At 69.2% G+C, this 17,031-nt stretch carries 21 protein-coding genes; 11 read left to right on the top strand and 10 right to left on the bottom strand.

The genetic code is table 11. From position 1 onward, the window contains the following. Window positions 1-13 precede the first annotated feature (13 nt). The 5 genes from AC1ECW_RS09410 to AC1ECW_RS09390 form a co-directional block, all read right to left on the bottom strand. Window positions 14-943, bottom strand: coding sequence for a LysR family transcriptional regulator (locus tag AC1ECW_RS09410; RefSeq protein WP_409704116.1), 930 nt, complete (start codon window positions 941-943; stop codon window positions 14-16). 25 nt (window positions 944-968) lie between these two features. After that, window positions 969-1,817, bottom strand: a complete 849-nt coding sequence (gene kynA / locus AC1ECW_RS09405) for a tryptophan 2,3-dioxygenase (protein ID WP_481201702.1) — start codon at window positions 1,815-1,817, stop codon at window positions 969-971. Window positions 1,818-1,826: 9 nt separating this feature from the next. After that, window positions 1,827-3,098 carry a kynureninase gene (gene kynU, locus AC1ECW_RS09400; RefSeq protein WP_481201701.1) on the bottom strand — a complete coding sequence of 424 codons (1,272 nt, stop codon included), beginning with the start codon at window positions 3,096-3,098 and terminating at the stop codon, window positions 1,827-1,829. Between the two features lie 13 nt (window positions 3,099-3,111). Beyond that, the gene (gene kynB / locus AC1ECW_RS09395) at window positions 3,112-3,741 is read right to left on the bottom strand and encodes an arylformamidase (protein WP_481201700.1); all 630 of its coding nucleotides are present in this window, start codon (window positions 3,739-3,741) and stop codon (window positions 3,112-3,114) included. A gap of 85 nt (window positions 3,742-3,826) precedes the next feature. Next, window positions 3,827-4,210, bottom strand: coding sequence for a YkgJ family cysteine cluster protein (locus AC1ECW_RS09390; RefSeq protein ID WP_481201699.1), 384 nt, complete (start codon window positions 4,208-4,210; stop codon window positions 3,827-3,829). Here AC1ECW_RS09390 and AC1ECW_RS09385 point away from each other — a divergent pair. Then, complete coding sequence (locus tag AC1ECW_RS09385; RefSeq protein ID WP_481201698.1) at window positions 4,209-4,601, top strand: DUF2784 domain-containing protein; 393 nt, start codon at window positions 4,209-4,211, stop codon at window positions 4,599-4,601. The two genes, AC1ECW_RS09390 and AC1ECW_RS09385, sit on opposite strands and share 2 nt — an antisense overlap. Here the strand turns inward: AC1ECW_RS09385 and argF are convergent. Beyond that, window positions 4,567-5,499 carry an ornithine carbamoyltransferase gene (argF, locus tag AC1ECW_RS09380; RefSeq protein WP_409704104.1) on the bottom strand — a complete coding sequence of 311 codons (933 nt, stop codon included), beginning with the start codon at window positions 5,497-5,499 and terminating at the stop codon, window positions 4,567-4,569. The two genes, AC1ECW_RS09385 and argF, sit on opposite strands and share 35 nt — an antisense overlap. Window positions 5,500-5,507: 8 nt before the next feature. Next, window positions 5,508-6,719, bottom strand: a complete 1,212-nt coding sequence (locus tag AC1ECW_RS09375) for an acetylornithine transaminase (RefSeq protein WP_481201697.1) — start codon at window positions 6,717-6,719, stop codon at window positions 5,508-5,510. Between the two features lie 298 nt (window positions 6,720-7,017). On the opposite strand from AC1ECW_RS09375, the gene AC1ECW_RS09370 reads away from it, so the two are divergent. Next, window positions 7,018-7,350, top strand: a complete 333-nt coding sequence (locus tag AC1ECW_RS09370) for a DUF3579 domain-containing protein (protein WP_409704099.1) — start codon at window positions 7,018-7,020, stop codon at window positions 7,348-7,350. Window positions 7,351-7,445: 95 nt separating this feature from the next. Here AC1ECW_RS09370 and rpsT read toward each other — a convergent pair whose 3' ends face one another. After that, window positions 7,446-7,739 carry a 30S ribosomal protein S20 gene (rpsT, locus tag AC1ECW_RS09365; RefSeq protein WP_409704097.1) on the bottom strand — a complete coding sequence of 98 codons (294 nt, stop codon included), beginning with the start codon at window positions 7,737-7,739 and terminating at the stop codon, window positions 7,446-7,448. Between the two features lie 191 nt (window positions 7,740-7,930). On the opposite strand from rpsT, the gene murJ reads away from it, so the two are divergent. Continuing rightward, window positions 7,931-9,487, top strand: a complete 1,557-nt coding sequence (gene murJ, locus AC1ECW_RS09360) for a murein biosynthesis integral membrane protein MurJ (RefSeq protein ID WP_481201696.1) — start codon at window positions 7,931-7,933, stop codon at window positions 9,485-9,487. Between the two features lie 71 nt (window positions 9,488-9,558). Next, complete coding sequence (locus tag AC1ECW_RS09355; protein ID WP_409704093.1) at window positions 9,559-10,413, top strand: SirB1 family protein; 855 nt, start codon at window positions 9,559-9,561, stop codon at window positions 10,411-10,413. 13 nt (window positions 10,414-10,426) lie between these two features. Here AC1ECW_RS09355 and purM read toward each other — a convergent pair whose 3' ends face one another. Beyond that, window positions 10,427-11,464 carry a phosphoribosylformylglycinamidine cyclo-ligase gene (gene purM, locus AC1ECW_RS09350; protein ID WP_409704091.1) on the bottom strand — a complete coding sequence of 346 codons (1,038 nt, stop codon included), beginning with the start codon at window positions 11,462-11,464 and terminating at the stop codon, window positions 10,427-10,429. 157 nt (window positions 11,465-11,621) lie between these two features. Between purM and hda the strand changes: the two genes are divergently transcribed. From hda to AC1ECW_RS09325, 5 genes are read left to right on the top strand one after another with little or no spacing between them, the layout of a single operon-like run. Next, a complete protein-coding gene (hda, locus tag AC1ECW_RS09345; RefSeq protein WP_481201695.1) occupies window positions 11,622-12,299 on the top strand; it encodes a DnaA regulatory inactivator Hda in 678 nt (225 codons plus the stop codon). Continuing rightward, window positions 12,296-12,976 (top strand): histidinol-phosphatase, encoded by a 681-nt coding sequence (locus AC1ECW_RS09340; protein WP_409710713.1) that lies wholly within the window; start codon window positions 12,296-12,298, stop codon window positions 12,974-12,976. Before hda ends, AC1ECW_RS09340 begins: the two co-directional genes overlap by 4 nt. Beyond that, complete coding sequence (pcnB, locus tag AC1ECW_RS09335) at window positions 12,973-14,553, top strand: polynucleotide adenylyltransferase PcnB (protein WP_481201694.1); 1,581 nt, start codon at window positions 12,973-12,975, stop codon at window positions 14,551-14,553. Before AC1ECW_RS09340 ends, pcnB begins: the two co-directional genes overlap by 4 nt. A gap of 15 nt (window positions 14,554-14,568) precedes the next feature. After that, a complete protein-coding gene (gene folK, locus AC1ECW_RS09330) occupies window positions 14,569-15,054 on the top strand; it encodes a 2-amino-4-hydroxy-6-hydroxymethyldihydropteridine diphosphokinase (protein ID WP_409704681.1) in 486 nt (161 codons plus the stop codon). A gap of 9 nt (window positions 15,055-15,063) precedes the next feature. Then, entirely contained in the window at window positions 15,064-15,426 is a 363-nt protein-coding gene (locus tag AC1ECW_RS09325) for a DMT family protein (protein ID WP_409660456.1), read from the top strand. A gap of 10 nt (window positions 15,427-15,436) precedes the next feature. On the opposite strand, the gene AC1ECW_RS09320 is transcribed toward AC1ECW_RS09325, so the two are convergent. After that, window positions 15,437-15,916 carry a TM2 domain-containing protein gene (locus tag AC1ECW_RS09320; RefSeq protein WP_409704679.1) on the bottom strand — a complete coding sequence of 160 codons (480 nt, stop codon included), beginning with the start codon at window positions 15,914-15,916 and terminating at the stop codon, window positions 15,437-15,439. A gap of 258 nt (window positions 15,917-16,174) precedes the next feature. Here AC1ECW_RS09320 and rpsP point away from each other — a divergent pair, with 258 nt between their 5' ends. After that, entirely contained in the window at window positions 16,175-16,423 is a 249-nt protein-coding gene (gene rpsP / locus AC1ECW_RS09315; protein WP_409704677.1) for a 30S ribosomal protein S16, read from the top strand. A gap of 37 nt (window positions 16,424-16,460) precedes the next feature. Beyond that, window positions 16,461-17,030 carry a ribosome maturation factor RimM gene (gene rimM / locus AC1ECW_RS09310; RefSeq protein ID WP_409704675.1) on the top strand — a complete coding sequence of 190 codons (570 nt, stop codon included), beginning with the start codon at window positions 16,461-16,463 and terminating at the stop codon, window positions 17,028-17,030. Window position 17,031 lies beyond the last annotated feature (1 nt).

The following is a 17,031-nucleotide window of genomic DNA, read 5'->3' as shown; positions in this document are numbered from 1 at the left end:
GATCGTCGCGGATTCAGTCCGGATGCGCCAGCCGCAGATATTCCCACAAGGCCTGGGCGGCCGGCCGCACGTGCTTGGCGACTTCGGGGCGCTCGCGGTAGATCCGCACGTCCATGGTCACTTCGTAGGGGGCCGGGTCGGCCGCGGCGCTCACCAGCCGCCGGCTGCGCGTTTCCTTGCGCACCGAGCTGCCCGGCAGGAAGGCCAGGCCATGGCCTTCCAGGGCCATGGCCTTCAGGCCCTCGGCCATGTCGGTCTCGTAGATGGTTTCCAGGTGCAGCGGCACCGGCGAGCGCTGCTTGATCGACTCGACCAGCCGGCCCAGGTAGGCGCCGGCGGCATAGCTGAGCAGGGGCACCGGCCGCTGCGGCGTGCCCTGGGTGACCTGGAACAGCGGTTGGCCGTCCGGGCCGGCCTTGGCATAGGGGGCCAGCGTCTCCACCCCCAGGGTGAGCATCTCGTAACGGTCGGGGTTGATCTGCAACGGCTGCGAGGCATGGTGGTAAGCGATCAGCAGGTCACAGCTGCCTTCGGTCAGGCGCAGCACCGCATCGTGCACATTCAGGGCGATCAGCCGGCTCTTCACCGGCGCGAAGCGCTCGCGCAGGTTGGTGATCCAATGCGGGAAGAAGGTGAAGGCCAGGGTGTGGGGCACGGCGAACTCGATCAGGTCCTGGCCGGTGGCGCGGTGTGCGCGCATCAGGTTGCGCGTGGCCTGCAGCGTGCCGAGGATCTCCAGGGCCTGGGCCAGGAAGGTTTCGCCGGCCGGTGTGAGCCGTGTGGGGTAGGACGAGCGGTCGACCAGGTCGATGCCGATCCAGGCTTCCAGCGCCTGGATGCGGCGCGAGAAGGCCGGCTGCGTCACGTGCCGCAACTGCGCCGAGCGCGAGAAGCTGCGCGTCTCGGCCAGGCTCACGAAGTCTTCAAGCCATTTGGTTTCCACGGCCGGCAGTGTAGCCAGCCGGCCGTCACAGGTCCGTGCGGAGTTTCCAGATCTCCGGGAAGAGCACCACATCGAGCATCTTGCGCAGGTAGCCCACGCCCGAGGTGCCGCCGGTGCCTCGCTTGAAGCCGATCACACGCTCCACCGTGGTCACGTGGCGGAAGCGCCACAGGCGGAAGGCGTCCTCCAGATCGGTGAGTTCCTCGCCGAGCTGGTAGAGATCCCAGTGCTGAGCGGGCTGGCGATAGACCTGCAGCCAGGCCTGCTCGACCTCGGGACTTTCCACGTAAGGCTGGGTCCAGTCGCGTTCGACATGGCTGACCGGCACCGGCAGTCCGCGTCGCGCGAGCAGCCGCAGCGATTCGTCATACAGCGAGGGCGCACGCCAGGCCGCCTCCACCTCGGCCAGGCGGCGCGGGTTGTGCGCATGCGGCTTGAGCATAGCCGCGTTCTTGTTGCCCAGCGCGAATTCGATGCAGCGGTACTGCCAGCTCTGGAAGCCGCTGGAGTTCGACAGATACGGCCGGATGGCCGAGTATTCCGGCGGCGTCATCGTCGCCAGCACGTCCCAGGCGTGCACGAGCTGCTCCATGATGCGGCTCACGCGCGCGAGCATCTTGAAGGCCGCCGGCAGCTCGTCGTGGGCGATGCAGGCGATGGCCGCATGCAGCTCATGCAACATCAGCTTCATCCACAGCTCGCTGGTCTGGTGCTGCACGATGAACAGCATCTCGTTGTGGTCGGGCGAGAGCGGGTGCTGCGCGCTCAGGATCTCGTCCAGGTGCAGGTAGTCGCCATAGCTCATGTCCTTCGAGAAGTCGAGCCGGGCGCCTTCGGCGTGCACGATATCTTCGGGTCGCTGTGTCATTGTCATCGCTCGTCCTCAGGTCACCGCGGCACGCTGGTGGAAGCGCGCTTCCCGCCATTGCCCGCTTTCCATCACCTGCACCAACTGCTCCACCGCATCCCACACATCCACGTAGCGCGTGTACAGCGGTGTGAAGCCGAAACGCAGGATGTCCGGCGTCTGCACATCACCGGCACGGAAGTCGCCCACCACCCGTCGCGCGATCAGGGCCTGCACGATGGCATAGGCACCCTCGGCCCGGGTGAGGCAGACCTGGCTGCCGCGCAGCCGCGGTTCGCGCGGCGACACCACGGTCAGCCCGTGGCCGGCGCAGCGCGCCTCGACCAGCTCGGCAAACAGGGAGGTCAGTGCGATCGACTTCTCGCGCAGCGCGGCCATCCCGCCCAGCGGTTCGGCCGCCAGCACGGTGTCCACGCCGCACTCCAGCGCGCTCATCGCGATCACCGCCGGCGTGCCGCACAGGTAGCGCGCGATGCCGGGGGCGGGCTGGTAGTCCGGCGTGAACCGGAACGGCGCGGCATGTCCCATCCAGCCGGCCAGGGGCTGCCAGAAGCGGTCGGCATGGCGCGGGTGGGCCCAGACGAAGGCGGGCGCGCCCGGCCCGCCGTTGAGGTACTTGTAGCCGCAGCCCACCGCGAAGTCGGCATCGGCTGCGCGCAGGTCCACCGGCACGGCGCCGGCGGAGTGGGCCAGGTCCCACACCACGAGGGCGCCGACGGCATGCGCTGCGCGTGTGACGGCCGCCATCTCGTGCATGCGCCCGGTGCGGTAGTTCACATGCGTGAGCATGAGCACCGCCACGTCGGGGGTGAGCGCGGCCTCCACCTCATCGGCTTCGATGAGCCGCAGTGTCCAGCCCAGTTCGCGCGCGAGGCTTTCAGCGATGTACAGGTCGGTGGGAAAGTTGCTGCGCTCGGAGACGATCACGCGCCGTGTGGGCTGGTCCTGGCGGGTGATGTGGCTCGCGGCCATCAGCACCTTGTAGAGGTTCACCGAGGTCGAGTCGGCCGCCACCACCTCGCCGGCGCCCGCGCCGATGAGCCGCGCGATCTTGTCGCCCACGCGCCGGGGCAGGTCGATCCAGCCGGCGGTGTTCCAGCTTTGGATGAGGTCGCGGCCCCACTCCTCGCGCACCACCTGCTGCACGCGAGCGGGTGTGGCGCGCGGCAGCACGCCCAGAGAGTTGCCGTCGAGGTAGATCAGGCCTTCGGGGATCTCGAACAGCTCGCGCAGGGGGGCGAGCCGGTCGGCGGCGTCGAGCGCCAGGCAGTCTTGTCGTGTGGTCATGGTCAAGGTTCCTTCAGGGCCACTCGCGCAGCACGGCGCGCACCGGGCTGGCATCGGCCTCCATCAGCTTCAGCGGCAGGGCGATCAGCTCGTAGTCACCCTCGGGCACGTCGTCGAGCACGAGGTTCTCCAGCACGCGCAGGTCGCGCCGCAGCAACACCTGGTGGGCGTCCAGGGTCTTGCTCGAGGCGGGATCCACCGAGGCCGTGTCGATGCCTACGAGCCTCACGCCGCGCTCGGCCAGCCATTCCAGCGCCTCGGGCGCGAAGGCGCTGAAGTCGTCGACCCAGCGGTCCACCACGGCCCGGGTGCAGGTGCGCACCAGCACCCGCGGCGGCAGGCCGGCCTGCGCATGGGCCAGGTGCTCGGGCCGCACCAGCGGGCCCACGGCGATGGCGTGGATCACCCGGCACCGGCCCAGGTAGGGGGCGAGGTCCACGGCACCAATGGCCGGTGCGCCGCTGGCGTAGTGCAGCGGCGCATCGGCGTGCGCGCCCGCATGCGGCGAGGTGGTGATCTGGCTCACGTTCACCGGGCAGCCGGGGCCGATGGTGGCGCTCCAGACCTGGGAGTAGGGCGTGTCACCCGGGAAGACCGGGCTGCGGGTGTGCAGGGGCGGGGAGATGTCCCACAGGCGTTTCATCGGCCGCTCGTGACTGGAAAAACCGAAATTTCAGCACCGCAAAAAAGAGCGTGGTGTCGGTTATTTCCAACGCTACGGCAAATTCCTAGCCGCGGCCACCCAGCGGCGCAAGGCCATGACGTGCACGGGCCCGGGTGCAGGCGTCATCCGGCAGGCCCAGCGGTGCCAGCGCGCCGAACTCGCGACACGGCGAGGGCCGCCACTCGTAGATGCCGCAGTGCGCTTTCACCCCCACCTGGCCCACCAGCGCGGCGCAGCGGGGGCGGGCATGGTCGGTGCCGCGCATGCGGCAGGTGGTGTCGGTCACCTCCACCGTGAGCCCCGCGGGCACCGGGCCCCCGGCCTCGTCGAGTTCATCGCGCGCGAAGTCCACGCGGAAGCTGGCGCAGCAGGCGCCGCAGGTGGTGCAGGGGTTGTCCGGGGGGCTGGTCACGCCTGGATTGTCGCGCCTGTTGTAGTCTGGCGCCATGGCCTACCGTGTGCTCGCCGACCTGCTGGTGCTGCTGCACCTGGGCTTCGTCGTGTTCGTCGTGGTGGGCGGCTTCCTGGTGTGGCGCTGGCCGCGCCTGGCCTGGGTGCACCTGCCGGCTGCGGCCTGGGGCGTGTGGATCGAGCTGAGCGCGGGCATCTGCCCGCTCACCCCGCTGGAAAACCGCCTGCGCGCCGCTGGCGGCGAGGCGGGCTATGCCACCTCCTTCGTCGAGCACTACGTGATGCCGCTGCTCTACCCGGTGGGGCTCACGCCGGCGGTCCAGGCCTGGCTGGGCATCGGGGTGCTCGCGGTGAACGCGCTGGCCTACGGCGTGTGGTCGTGGCGGCGGTGTATCAGCCGATCCGCCCGAGCAAAAGGTACTCCATGAGCACCTTCTGCACGTGCATGCGGTTCTCTGCCTCGTCCCACACCACCGATTGCGGGCCGTCGATGACCTCGGCGGTGACCTCCTCGCCACGGTGGGCCGGCAGGCAGTGCATGAACAGCGCATCGGGCTTGGCCACGGCCATCATGTCGGCGTCCACGCACCAGTCGGCGAAGGCCTTGCGGCGCTGTTCGTTCTCGGCCTCGAAGCCCATGCTGGTCCACACATCGGTGGTCACCAGGTCGGCCCCGCGGCAGGCGTCCATCGGATCCCGGAAGGTTTTGTAGCAGCGCGGGTCGCGGATGCCGGCCAGGGCGGGATCCACCTCGTAGCCGCTGGGCGTGCTCACATGCACCGTGAACCCCAGGATCTCGGCGGCCTGCAGCCAGGTGTTGGCCATGTTGTTGCCATCGCCCACCCAGGCCACCACCTTGCCTTTGATCGAGCCGCGGTGCTCGATGTAGGTAAAGATGTCGGCCAGGATCTGACAGGGGTGGAACTCGTTGGTCAGGCCGTTGATGACCGGCACGCGCGAATGCGCCGCAAAGGCCTCGAGCTTGGCCTGCTCGTAGGTGCGGATCATCACCAGGTCGACCATGCGGCTGATCACGCGCGCGCTGTCCTCGATCGGCTCGGCGCGGCCGAGCTGGCTGTCGCCGGTGGTCAGGTGCACCACCGAGCCGCCCATCTGGTACATGCCGGCCTCGAAGCTCACACGCGTGCGCGTGCTGGCCTTCTCAAAGATCATCGCCAGCGTGCGGTCCACCAGCGGCTGGTACTTCTCGTAGTTCTTGAAGCGCTTCTTGATCAGCGCGGCGCGCTCGAAGAGATAGGCATACTCCTCGGCGCGGAAGTCCTTGAACTGCAGGTAGTGCTTCATCAGCGAGTCTCCCGGTTTCATCGCCGACCTCATGAGGCGGGGGCGGCCAGGAAGGCCTTCACCAGCGGCGCGAGCTTCGCCACGATCTCGTCGGCTTCGGCCTCGGTGAGGATGAGCGGGGGCACGATGCGGATCACCTTGTCGGCCGTCACGCTGATCAGCAGGCCCGCTTCCATCGCCTGGGCGAGCAAGGCGCCGCAGGGGCGGTCGAGCTCGATGCCCAGCATCAGGCCCTGCCCTCGGATCTCGACGACGCCAGGCAGACTGCCCAGCTCGCGCATGAGGCCGGCCTTGAGCGCCGCGCCCACGCGGGCGGTGTTGTCCAGCAGCCCCTCTTCTTCCATGATGCGCAGCGTCTCGACGCCAGCGCGCATGGCCAGCGGGTTGCCACCGAAGGTGGTGCCGTGATTGCCCGGCTGCAGCACGTTCGCGGCCTTCGGGCCGGCCACCACGGCGCCGATGGGCACGCCCGAGCCCAGGCCCTTGGCCAGGGGCATCACATCGGGCACGATGCCGGCCCACTGGTGGGCGAACCACTTGCCGGTGCGGCCGATGCCGCACTGCACCTCGTCGATCATCAGCAGCCAGCCCCGCTCGTCGCACACACGACGGACTTGCCGCAGGTACTCGGCCCGCGCCGGATGGACGCCGCCTTCACCCTGGATGGTCTCCAGGAACACGGCCACCACGTTGGGACGGTTCTTCGCCACCTCCTCCAGCGCGGCCGCATCGTTGAGCGGGATGCGCACGAAGCCGGGCACCAGCGGGCCGAAGCCGGCCTGCACCTTGGGGTTGCCGGTGGCCGACAGCGTGGCGATCGAACGGCCGTGGAAGGCCTTTTCGTAGACCACGATCTCCGGGGTCTCGATGCCTTTGTCATGCCCGAACTTGCGGGCGATCTTGATCGCGGCCTCGTTGGCCTCGAGCCCCGAGTTGCAGAAAAAGACGTTGGTCATGCCCGACAGCTCCACCAGCCGGGCGGCGAGCTGCTCCTGCAGCGGCACCTGATAATAGTTCGAGCTGTGGATCAGCTTGGCGACCTGGTCCTGCAGGGCCGGCACGAGCTTGGGATGGGCGTGTCCCAGGGTGTTGACCGCGATGCCGCCCAGGGCGTCGAGGTACTCGCGCCCCTTGGTGTCCCAGACCCGGCAGCCTCGTCCATGCGACAACGCGATCGGCAGTCGGCCATAGGTGTTCATCACATGAGGCATCGACGAGGTCGGGGTCTGAGGTGCGTTCATGGCGTCTTTCGCAAAAGAAAATCGCGGCGGCAAGCCCTGCACACCCGCAAGGCCCCCAACCGCGTCGGCATTTCATTCTAGGGCAGGCGCCACCGAGGCGGCATGAAAGCCGTGCGACAGCTTGGGTGCGTCATCATCGGCGGGGTCTGGCGGGAAGTCCCTGGGCAGCGGCAGGAACCCGACTGAAACCCTGGCAAGTCTTATATAAGATATCATTCTTAAGACATGTCGCTGCAGGACCCCTTCCCGCCCTTTGCAGCGCGGCCGCCACAAGCGGCGCATCGAGAGTCTGTACCGCATGACCAGCCCCAAACCCCGTGAGATCTTCATTCAGGGGATCACCCGCGACGGCCGCACCTTCCGTCCCAGCGACTGGGCCGAGCGCCTGGCCGGCGTGATGTCATGTTTTCGCCCGGGCGGGGGGCAACCTGGCCGCTCGGGGCCCCTGGGCTACTCCCCTTATTGCGTGCCCACCGTGGTGGGAGGGGTCAAGTGCGTGGTGGTCAACGAGGCCATCCGGCAGATCGAACCGATGGCCTGGGATTTCGTGATGAACTTCGCTCGCGACAACGACCTGCAGATGGTCGAGGCCTGTCTGATCCCCGACCCGCCGGCCCCGCCCCGGGGCTGAGGAGCCGCCTGCGCACGCTCCGGCGACGCGGGGCCATGAGGCCATGAAAAAGGGCTCGCATCGCGAGCCCTTGTGGTCTCAACCCGGCAGGCGCTTCAGGCGGCCAGGGCCTTGATCGACGCCGACAGGCGGCTCTTGTGGCGAGCGGCCTTGTTCTTGTGGAAGATGCCCTTGTCAGCGACCGAGTCGATCACCTTTTGGGCGTGCTTGAACAGGTCGGCGGCACGGGCCTTGTCGCCGGCCGCCACGGCCTTCTGAACGTTCTTGATGACCGTGCGGAACTTGGAGCGCAGCGCGGTGTTCGCGGCGTTGAGCTTGACGTCCTGGCGGGCGCGCTTGCGGCCCGACGCGATGCGGACGGTCTTCTTGGCTTTGGACGAAGTGGCCATGGACGGATGGATTCGATTCGGGTTGAGCGAAACTCGAAGTATAGCATGGGCCGGCCATCCCGCCCAGACGGGCCCCACAGGGCTCATCGTCTGCCGCGGGCGGTGGGCTGGGCCGGCCCCGCGCCCGCGGCCTGTGCTCCCTATAATCGCGCCCGTCACCGAAGGCGCGCGTCCAGCGCTGCGCTGCTCTTATGAACCTGCTGCGCGCCGCTTCCACCGTCTCCCTGCTGACCCTGGCCTCCCGTGTCACCGGCCTGGCGCGCGAACTGCTGATGGCGGCCACCTTCGGTGCCTCGGCCTGGACCGACGCCTTCAACGTGGCGTTCCGCATCCCGAACCTGCTGCGCCGGCTGTTCGCCGAAGGGGCGTTCTCCCAGGCCTTCGTGCCGATCCTGGCGGAAAGCCGTGCCCGCCAGGGCGATGAGGCCACCCGTGCCCTGGTGGACGCCGTGGCCACCGTGCTGGTCTGGGTGCTGCTGCTCACTTGCGCGCTTGGCGTGGTGGCCGCGCCGGTGCTGGTCTATGCCATCGCTGCCGGGCTGACGCAGTCACCCCAAGGCTTCGAGGCGGCGGTCGTGATGACCCGCTGGATGTTTCCCTACATCGGCTTCATGTCGCTGGTGGCCTTGTCGGCAGGCATCCTGAACACCTGGAAGCGCTTTGCAGTGCCGGCGGCCACGCCGGTCCTGCTCAACCTGGCGATGATCGCTGCGGCCTGGGGGCTGGCCCCGCGCTTGGAGGCCTGGGGGCTGCCCGGCATCTACGCGATGGCCGCCGGCGTGATGTTGGGCGGCGCGATGCAGCTTGCCGTGCAGGTGCCGGCGCTGGGGCGCATCGGCATGCTCCCGCGCCTTCGCCGGCCGGGTGCGGCCTGGCGGCACGAAGGCGTGCAGCGCATCTTGCTGCTGATGGCGCCGGCCGTGCTGGGCGTGGCCGTGGCCCAGGTCTCGCTGCTCATCAACACGCAGATCGCCTCCTTCCTCGGCGAAGGCCGGGTCTCCTGGCTCACCTATGCCGACCGCCTGATGGAGTTTCCCACCGCACTGCTCGGCGTGGCCCTGGGGGTGGTGCTGCTGCCGCAGCTGTCGGCCGCCCAGGCCGTGGGCGACACGCGCCGCTACAGCGAGCTGCTCGACTGGGGCCTGCGGCTGGTGCTGCTGCTGGCCCTGCCCAGCGCCGTGGCGCTGCTGGTCTTCGGCCAACCGCTGGTGTCGGTGCTCTATCACTATGGCGCCTTCCAGGACGAGGACCTGCGCCAGACCGGCCTGGCGCTGATGGGCTACGGTGTCGGCCTGATCGGCTTGATCGCCATCAAGGTGCTGGCGCCGGGCTTCTACGCGCGCCAGGACATCCGCACCCCGGTGCGCATTGCGATCGTGGTGCTCGTGCTCACGCAAGCGATGAACCTCGTGTTCGTGCCCTGGCTGGGCCATGCGGGCCTGGCCCTGTCCATCGGGGTGGCGGCCCTGGTCAACGCCGGCTGGCTGCTGGCAGGCCTGCGGCGCCGGGGAGCCTATGAGCCCCAGGCGGGCTGGGGGCGCTTCATCGCGCAGGTGACGGCCGCCTGCGCGGTGCTGGGCCTGGCGCTGGCGGGCGCCGCCCAGGCCCTGGACTGGACGGCCCTGCGGGCCACCCCCTGGGTGCGCATCGGCTGGATGGCGCTGTGCCTGGGCACGGCAGCGCTGCTTTATTTCGGTGTGCTCGCGGCGCTGGGCCTGAGGCTGCGCCAGTTGGCCCGGCGCGCCTGACGAGGCGCTCACCACCCGGGCGCACCGGCGCCCACCTCGCCGAGCCTGTGCGCTCGGACTACACTGGATCCATGCAGTACGGCCCTTCGACCGCGCTCGACTACTTCGCGACCCTGGTGGCCGACGATGCCGCCTTTCCCTTGACCGAGGCGGCGCTGTCGCTGGCCCAGGACGAGTTCCCCGACCTGGACATCCAGGGGGTCCTGGCCGAGATCGATGCCCTGGCCGAGCGGCTCAAACGCCGGCTGCCCGCTGACAGCGCGCCGTTGCACCGCCTGCGCATGCTCAACCGCTATTTCTATGGAGAGTTGGGCTTTGCGGGGAATGTGAACGATTACTACGACCCTTACAACAGTTGCTTGAACATCGTGCTGCAGTCGCGGCGCGGCATCCCCATTTCGCTGGCGGTGCTCTACATCGAACTGGCCCACCAGGTGGGGCTGCCTGCAAAAGGCGTGTCCTTCCCGGGGCATTTCCTGGTGAAGCTGCGCATGCCAGGCGGCGAGGTCGTGATCGACCCGTTCAGTGGCCTGTCGCTGTCGCGCGAGGAGCTGGAGGAGCGTCTGGCCCCCTACAAGCGCCAGCAGGGGCTGACGGGCGACGATGACGTGCCGCTGGGGCTGTTCCTGCAGTCGGCCAGTTCTCGCGAAGTGATCGCCCGCATGCTGCGCAACCTCAAGGAGATCCATCGCACCCACGAGGACTGGCCGCGCCTGGTGGCGGTGATGCAGCGGCTGGTCATCCTGCTGCCCGAGGCCCTGGACGAGTTGCGCGACCGCGGGCTGGCTTACGCCGAGATGGGTCGCCGCGACGAAGCCATCGCGGACCTGACCGACTATGTGCAGCGAGCCCGCCAGGCCACGGATCGGCTGGCCATCGCCGAGCGGCTGGAGTCGCTGCGCGGCGGTGCGCCGCGCTGGCATTGACGTTCGCGCGAGTTCAGACCACCTGGGTGGGGGCCTCGTCGCCTTGACGTGCCTCGATATGGCCGATGGTGTGGACCGTCTGACCCTGCGCACGCAGCAATTCGGCCGCACGGGCCGCATCGGCCTGCGCGACGATCACCACGAAGCCGATGCCGCAGTTGAAGGTGCGGTGCATCTCCGACTCGGTCACGCCACCCTCGCGTTGCAGCCACTGGAAGATCTCGGGCCGCGGCCAGGCATTGCCTTGCAGCACGGCCTTGGTGTGCGCGGGCAGGCAGCGCGGGATGTTTTCGACCAGGCCGCCCCCGGTGATGTGGGCCATGCCCTTGATGCGCACGGCCTTCATCGCCTCGAGCACGGGCTTCACGTACAGCCGCGTGGGCGCCATCACGCGTTCGCGGAAGGGCTGGCCATCCAGCGTGGCCGGCAGCCCGGCCGGGCCGGCACGCTCGACGATCTTGCGCACCAGGGAATAGCCGTTCGAATGCACGCCGCTGGAGGTCAGGCCCAGCACCACATCGCCCGGGGTGATGTCGCGGCCGTCGATGATGCCGCTCTTTTCGACCACCCCGACGCAAAATCCGGCCAGGTCGTATTCGCCCGGGGGGTACATGCCGGGCATCTCGGCGGTCTCGCCGCCGATGAGCGCGCAGCCCGACTCCTCGCAGCCGCGGGCGATGCCGCCCACCACGCGCTCGGCCGTGTCCACGTCGAGCTTGCCGCAGGCGAAGTAGTCGAGGAAGAAGAGGGGCTCGGCGCCTTGCACCAGCACGTCGTTGACGCTCATGGCCACCAGGTCGATGCCCACGGTGTCGTGCAGACCCCATTCGAAAGCCAGCTTCAGCTTGGTGCCCACGCCGTCGGTGCCCGAGACGAGCACCGGCTCCTTGAAGCGCTTCGGGATTTCGAACAGGGCGCCGAAGCCGCCGATGCCGCCCAGCACGCCTTCGCGCAGCGTGCGCCGGGCCAGGGGCTTGATGCGTTCGACGAGGGCATCGCCGGCATCGATGTCGACGCCGGCGTCACGGTAGGACAGGGAGGTCTGGGACATGGTGTGCGCGGGTGGCGTCGTGCCGGCCCGATAGAATTTGCCCGGATTTTACCGGCCGGCCCGAACGCTCAAGGCGTGGAGTGGGCCGCCCGCGATGTTCAGTCCCCTGCGAACCCATGATGACGTTCCGTCCTTGCCTGCCGCCGTGCGCGCGTCCATGAGGCAATTGCCCCTGGGCCTGGGGCCCGCCGAACCCTGCAGCTTCGACAACTTCCATACGCCTGGCAACGAGGCCGTGGTGGCGCACCTGCGCGCGCTGGCGAGCGCGCCGGCTGCCGGGGCCCCCGTCTACCTCTGGGGCGCCCGGGGCACGGGCAAGACCCACCTGCTGCGCGCCTGGACCGAGGCGGTGAGCGCCCCGGGCGGGCGCGTGGGCTGGTTCGATGCGACCACCCCCTTGCCCTGGGAGCACGACGAGGCTTGGCGCGGCGTGGTCTTCGACGGCGTGCAGGCCTTCGATGCCGGCCGCCAGCATGCCGCCTTCGCGTTGTTCGCTCAGGCCGCGGCGGTGGGTCAGCAGGTCGTGGCGGCCGGCGCCGTGCCGCCGGTGGACCTGGCCGTGCGCGAAGACCTGCGCACCCGCCTGGGCTGGGGCCCCGTCTTCCATCTGCAGCCCCTGCCCGAGGAACATTGCCGCGCGGCCCTGCGGCACGAGGCCGACCGGCGCGGCATCTTCCTGTCCGACGAGGTGATGGGCTACCTGATGACCCGCTTCGAGCGCGACCTGGGCAGCCTGATGGGCCTGCTCGACCGCCTGGACCGCTTCGCGCTGGCGCAGCAGCGCGGCGTGACCATCCCTTTGCTCAAACGCATGCTGGCCGAGGAGGCCTTGTGACGACGCCCCGCAATCTGTGCCTGTTCGACCTGGACCACACCCTGCTGCCGATCGATTCCGACCATGCCTTCGGCGAGTTCATGGTGCGCATCGGCTGGGCCGACGGCGAGGCCTTCCGGCGGGGCAATGATCACTATTACGCCCAGTATCAGGCCGGCTGCCTGGACTTGGCCGAGTACATCGAGTTCAGCACCGCGCCTTGGCGCCGGCGCCCGGCGCACGAGCAGCGCGCGGTGCAGCAGCGCTTCGTCCAGGAAGTGGTGCGGCCGGTGCTGCATCCGAGGGCGCTGGCCCTCGTGCGCGAGCATCAGGCGCGCGGCGACCTGGTGGCCATCGTCACGGCCACCAATGAATTCGTCACCGCCCCGATCGCCGCGGCCTTCGGTGTGGACCACCTGCTGGCCGTCCAGCTGGAACGCGACGCAAGCGGTACCATCACGGGCCGCATCCACGGTGTGCCGTCCTACCGTGAAGGCAAGGTGACCCGCGTCGACCAGTGGCTGGCCGGCCTGGGGGCTGGGTGGTCGCAGTTCGAGCGTACGAGCTTCTACAGCGACTCGCCCAACGATCTTCCCCTGCTGGAGCGTGCCAGCGACCCCGTGGCAACCAATCCGTCGCCCGCGCTGGAATCCCTGGCCCGGGAGCGGGGCTGGCGCATACTGAAACTCTTCGAATGATCAAGAAGCTGATCGACAAGCTGCTGGGCAAGTCCGGCGGCAAGCAGGCCGCTCCCCGGCCCGGCGCCCCGGCGCTCGGCCGCCGTGTGGAGGTGCCCAAGTCCGAACACGGCATCGACCCGTCCTTGGTGGACGAGCGTGCGGTGAAAGTGGTGCGCACGCTCACCGAGGCGGGCTACGAGGCCTACATCGTCGGCGGTGCCGTGCGCGACCTGCTGCTGGGCTTGCGCCCCAAGGACTTCGACGTGGCCACCAATGCGACGCCGGAACAGGTCAAGGCGCTGTTCCGGCGCGCCTTCATCATCGGCCGGCGCTTTCGCATCGTGCACGTGGTGTTCGGCCGCGGGCGTGACCACGAGGTGATCGAGGTTTCCACCTTCCGCGCCTACCTCGACGCTGCGGCTGCCGAGCAGGTGCAGGGCAACGAGAAGACCTCGAAGTCGCAGATCGCCGACAAAAGTCACGTGGTGGATGCCAGCGGGCGGGTGCTGCGCGACAACGTCTGGGGCCCCCAGATCGAGGACGCTGCACGCCGCGACTTCACGATCAACGCGATGTACTACGACCCGCAGCGCGAGATCGTGGTCGACTACCACGGCGGCATCGCCGACGCGAAGAAGCGCCTGCTGCGCATGATCGGCGACCCGCAGACCCGCTACCGCGAGGATCCGGTGCGCATCATCCGCGTGGTGCGCTTTGCCGCCAAGCTGGGCTTCGAGATCGAGCCCAAGACGCGGGAGCCCATCCAGCGCATGGCCCCCTTGCTCGACAACGTCCCGGCCTCGCGCCTGTTCGACGAGATGATCAAGCTGCTGCAGACCGGCCACGCCCTGGCCAGCTTGCAGGAGCTGCGCAAGCACGGCCTGCATCGCGGTGTCTTCCCCATCCTCGATGTGGTGCTCGACGAGCAGCAAAAGCACGACGGGCGTGAGAAGTTTGTGCAGCTCGCGCTGGCCGACACCGATCGCCGCGTGGCCGAGGACAAGCCGGTGGCCCCCAGCTTCATGCTCGCGTGCATGCTCTGGCACGACGTGCTGGACCGCTGGCAGCGCCACCAGGCGCAGGGCCAACCGGCCTTCCAGGCCTTGGGCCTGGCCATCGACGAGGTCTTCGATGCGCGCATCGGCGACATTTCCGGCCGCGGCAAGCTGGCGGCCGACATGCGCGAGATCTGGATGATGCAGCCGCGCTTCGAGCGGCGCAGCGGCAACGGTCCCTTCACGCTGGTGGAGCAGCCGCGCTTCCGGGCCGGTTTCGACTTCCTCCGGCTGCGTGCCGACGCGGGCGAGATCGACCCGGCCCTGGCCCGCTGGTGGGAGGAGTTCTCCCAGGCCGACGAGGCCGGCCGGCGCCGCTTGCTGGAGGCCGTGCGCGAGCAACAGGCACCCGCACGGCGCAGCCCCGGCCGCCGCAAGCCGGCGCGCCCCGAGGCCCTTGGCGAGGCCGCGGCCCAGGGGGACGACGCCGGCGCACCGGCGGCCCCCCCGGGCGAGGACGGAACACCGGCGCGCAAGCGCCGGCGTCGCCGCCGCAAGAGCGCCGCTGCAGCAGCCCCGGCCACCGGCAACGCCGACTGACCGGAGCGCCCTGCCATGCGCCGTGCCTACGTCGGACTGGGCGCCAACCTGGGCGACCCGCTGGACGGCCTGCGACGGGCGGCCGCGGCACTGCGTGTGCGCCCCGGGGTGTCGGGCTGGTCGGCCTCGCCGGTCTACCGCACCCGGCCGCTCGATGCCGACGGCCCCGACTACCTGAACGCGGTCGTCGCCTTCGACACCGCCGAAGACCCGTTGGCGCTGCTGCACGCCCTGCAGGCGCTGGAGCAGGCCCACGGGCGCGAACGCCCCTACCGCAACGCCCCGCGCACCTTGGACCTGGATCTGCTGCTGATGGACGCGCTGCAGCTCGCCGGGCCCGAGCTCGTGCTGCCCCATCCGCGCCTGCACGAACGCGCCTTCGTGCTGGCCCCGCTGGCCGACCTGGCGCCCGGGCTCGTCATCCCGGGACGGGGCACGGTGCGTTTCTTGCTGGAGAGCTTGCCCGACCAGGGCATCGAACGCCTGACGGACGCCCTTTGAAAGATCGCCATGAGTGCCCACGCCCTGCCGGTGTCGCTGCAGACCATCGCTTTGCTGACGGTGGCCAATGTCTTCATGACTTTCGCCTGGTACGCCCACCTGAAGGACCTGGCGGCCAAGCCCTGGTACATCGCCGCCCTGGCGAGCTGGGGCATCGCGCTGTTCGAGTACCTGCTGCAGGTGCCGGCCAACCGGATCGGCTACAGCAGCGGCGTGTTCACGCTGCCTCAGCTCAAGATCCTGCAGGAAGTCATCACGCTCACCGTTTTCGTGCCGTTTGCGATGCTCTACATGAAGGTGCCCTTCAAGTGGGACTTCGTCTGGGCGGGGCTGTGTCTGGTGGCGGCCGTCTACTTCATCTTCCGCTCGTGAGGGCGGCGCTTCACTGGCTGATCTTCCGGGCCGCCTCGACCTGCAGTTCGAAGTAGTGCTGGAAGCTGAAGGCCAGTGTGGCCATCAGCACGGCCGCCCCGATCATCAGCGCGGCGATCACGCCGATCACCACGGCCCAGCCGGTGCGGTGTTCGGGGCCCTGCGGATTGAAGCGGGCATTCCACTTCTCATCCGGCGTGAGCCCGTACAGGATGGCCATCAGCATCGCCTGCGAGACCATCAACCCCAGCAGCGGGATCAGCAGCCAGGACAGACGGTCGTCCTGGCCGAACGCCAGCATGCGCTGCACGCCGATCACCCCCAGCGCCGTGGGCACAGGGTGCAGCCAGCCCAGCCAGTCCCGCAGGCCGTGCAGGTAGAAGCGGTGCAAACCCAGGCAGCCCGCGATCAGTGCGATCCAGGTGGCCAGGGTCTTGGACTTGTAGGGCCCTGCCGGGGCAGGGGCCGCAGCCTCGGGGGGTGTCGTCATGGGGCGCGACTGTACCGCGGGCGGGCCGATGGCGCCGCAGGTGAGGCGGGTGCCCGGCGTCGATGAGGCCCCGGTCTCGACCTCCGCGGCCTGAACCCGCTATAATTTCAGGTTCTCGACGCTGGCTTGGCTGGGTGGCCGGCGTATCTACGGCGTCGGGGCGGAACATTCGATACGCTTGGCCTTGCGCCCCTCCCGACAGCCCTGAGTGTCTCCAGTGGCCGGGGAATCCGCGCAGGCTGGGTACAAGGACACAGCATGGTCGTGATTCGTCTTTCCCGTGGCGGCTCCAAGAAGCGCCCCTTCTTCAACATCGTGGCGGCCGATGCCCGCAACCGCCGTGACGGCCGGTTCCTGGAGCGCGTGGGTTTTTACAACCCCGTGGCCTCCGGTGCGGCCGAGGCCCTGCGCGTGGCGCATGACCGCGTGGACTACTGGGTCAGCCATGGCGCCCAGGTCTCGCCCACGGTCGCCCGCCTGATCAAGCAGGCCAAGGCCGCCGCCTGAGTCCCCTGCGGCCGCACGGTCTGCTGCCGCCTGCCCGATGAGTGCCCTGGCCGACGACGATCTTGCCTGGCCTTCGGACGCGGTGGAGGTGGGCCGCGTGCTCGATGCCTGGGGCATCAAGGGCTGGATCAAGGTCCTGCCTTATTCCACCGATCCGCAGGCCCTGTTCACCGCCCGGCGCTGGTTCCTTCAGCCCCCTGAGGCACCCCGGCCCGGCGTGCGGCCCGTGCCGCGCGTGTTGCGCATCACCGCGGCGCGCGAGCACGGCGACGCGGTCGTGGCCCAGGCCCGGGAACTGCCTGACCGCACCGCCGCCGAAGCCCTCAAGGGCGCGCGCATCTTTGTCTCGCGTGCCAGCTTCCCCACCGCCGACGAAGGCGAGTACTACTGGGTCGATCTCATCGGCCTGGCCGTCGTGAACCGCCAGGGGTACACCCTGGGCCGCGTGGCCGACCTGATGGACACCGGGGCCCACAGCATCCTGAGGGTGGTGGATGACACCGCCGATCCGCCGGCCGAGCGGCTCATCCCCTTCGTGTCGGCCTATGTCGATCAGGTCGAGACGGCGGCCGGCCGCATCCTCGTCGATTGGGGCCTGGACTACTGAA

It is taken from the genome of Caldimonas hydrothermalis, assembly GCF_056746695.1.
The sequence above is the reverse complement of the archived record's forward strand: the minus strand, read 5'-3'. Positions and strand labels throughout refer to the sequence as shown.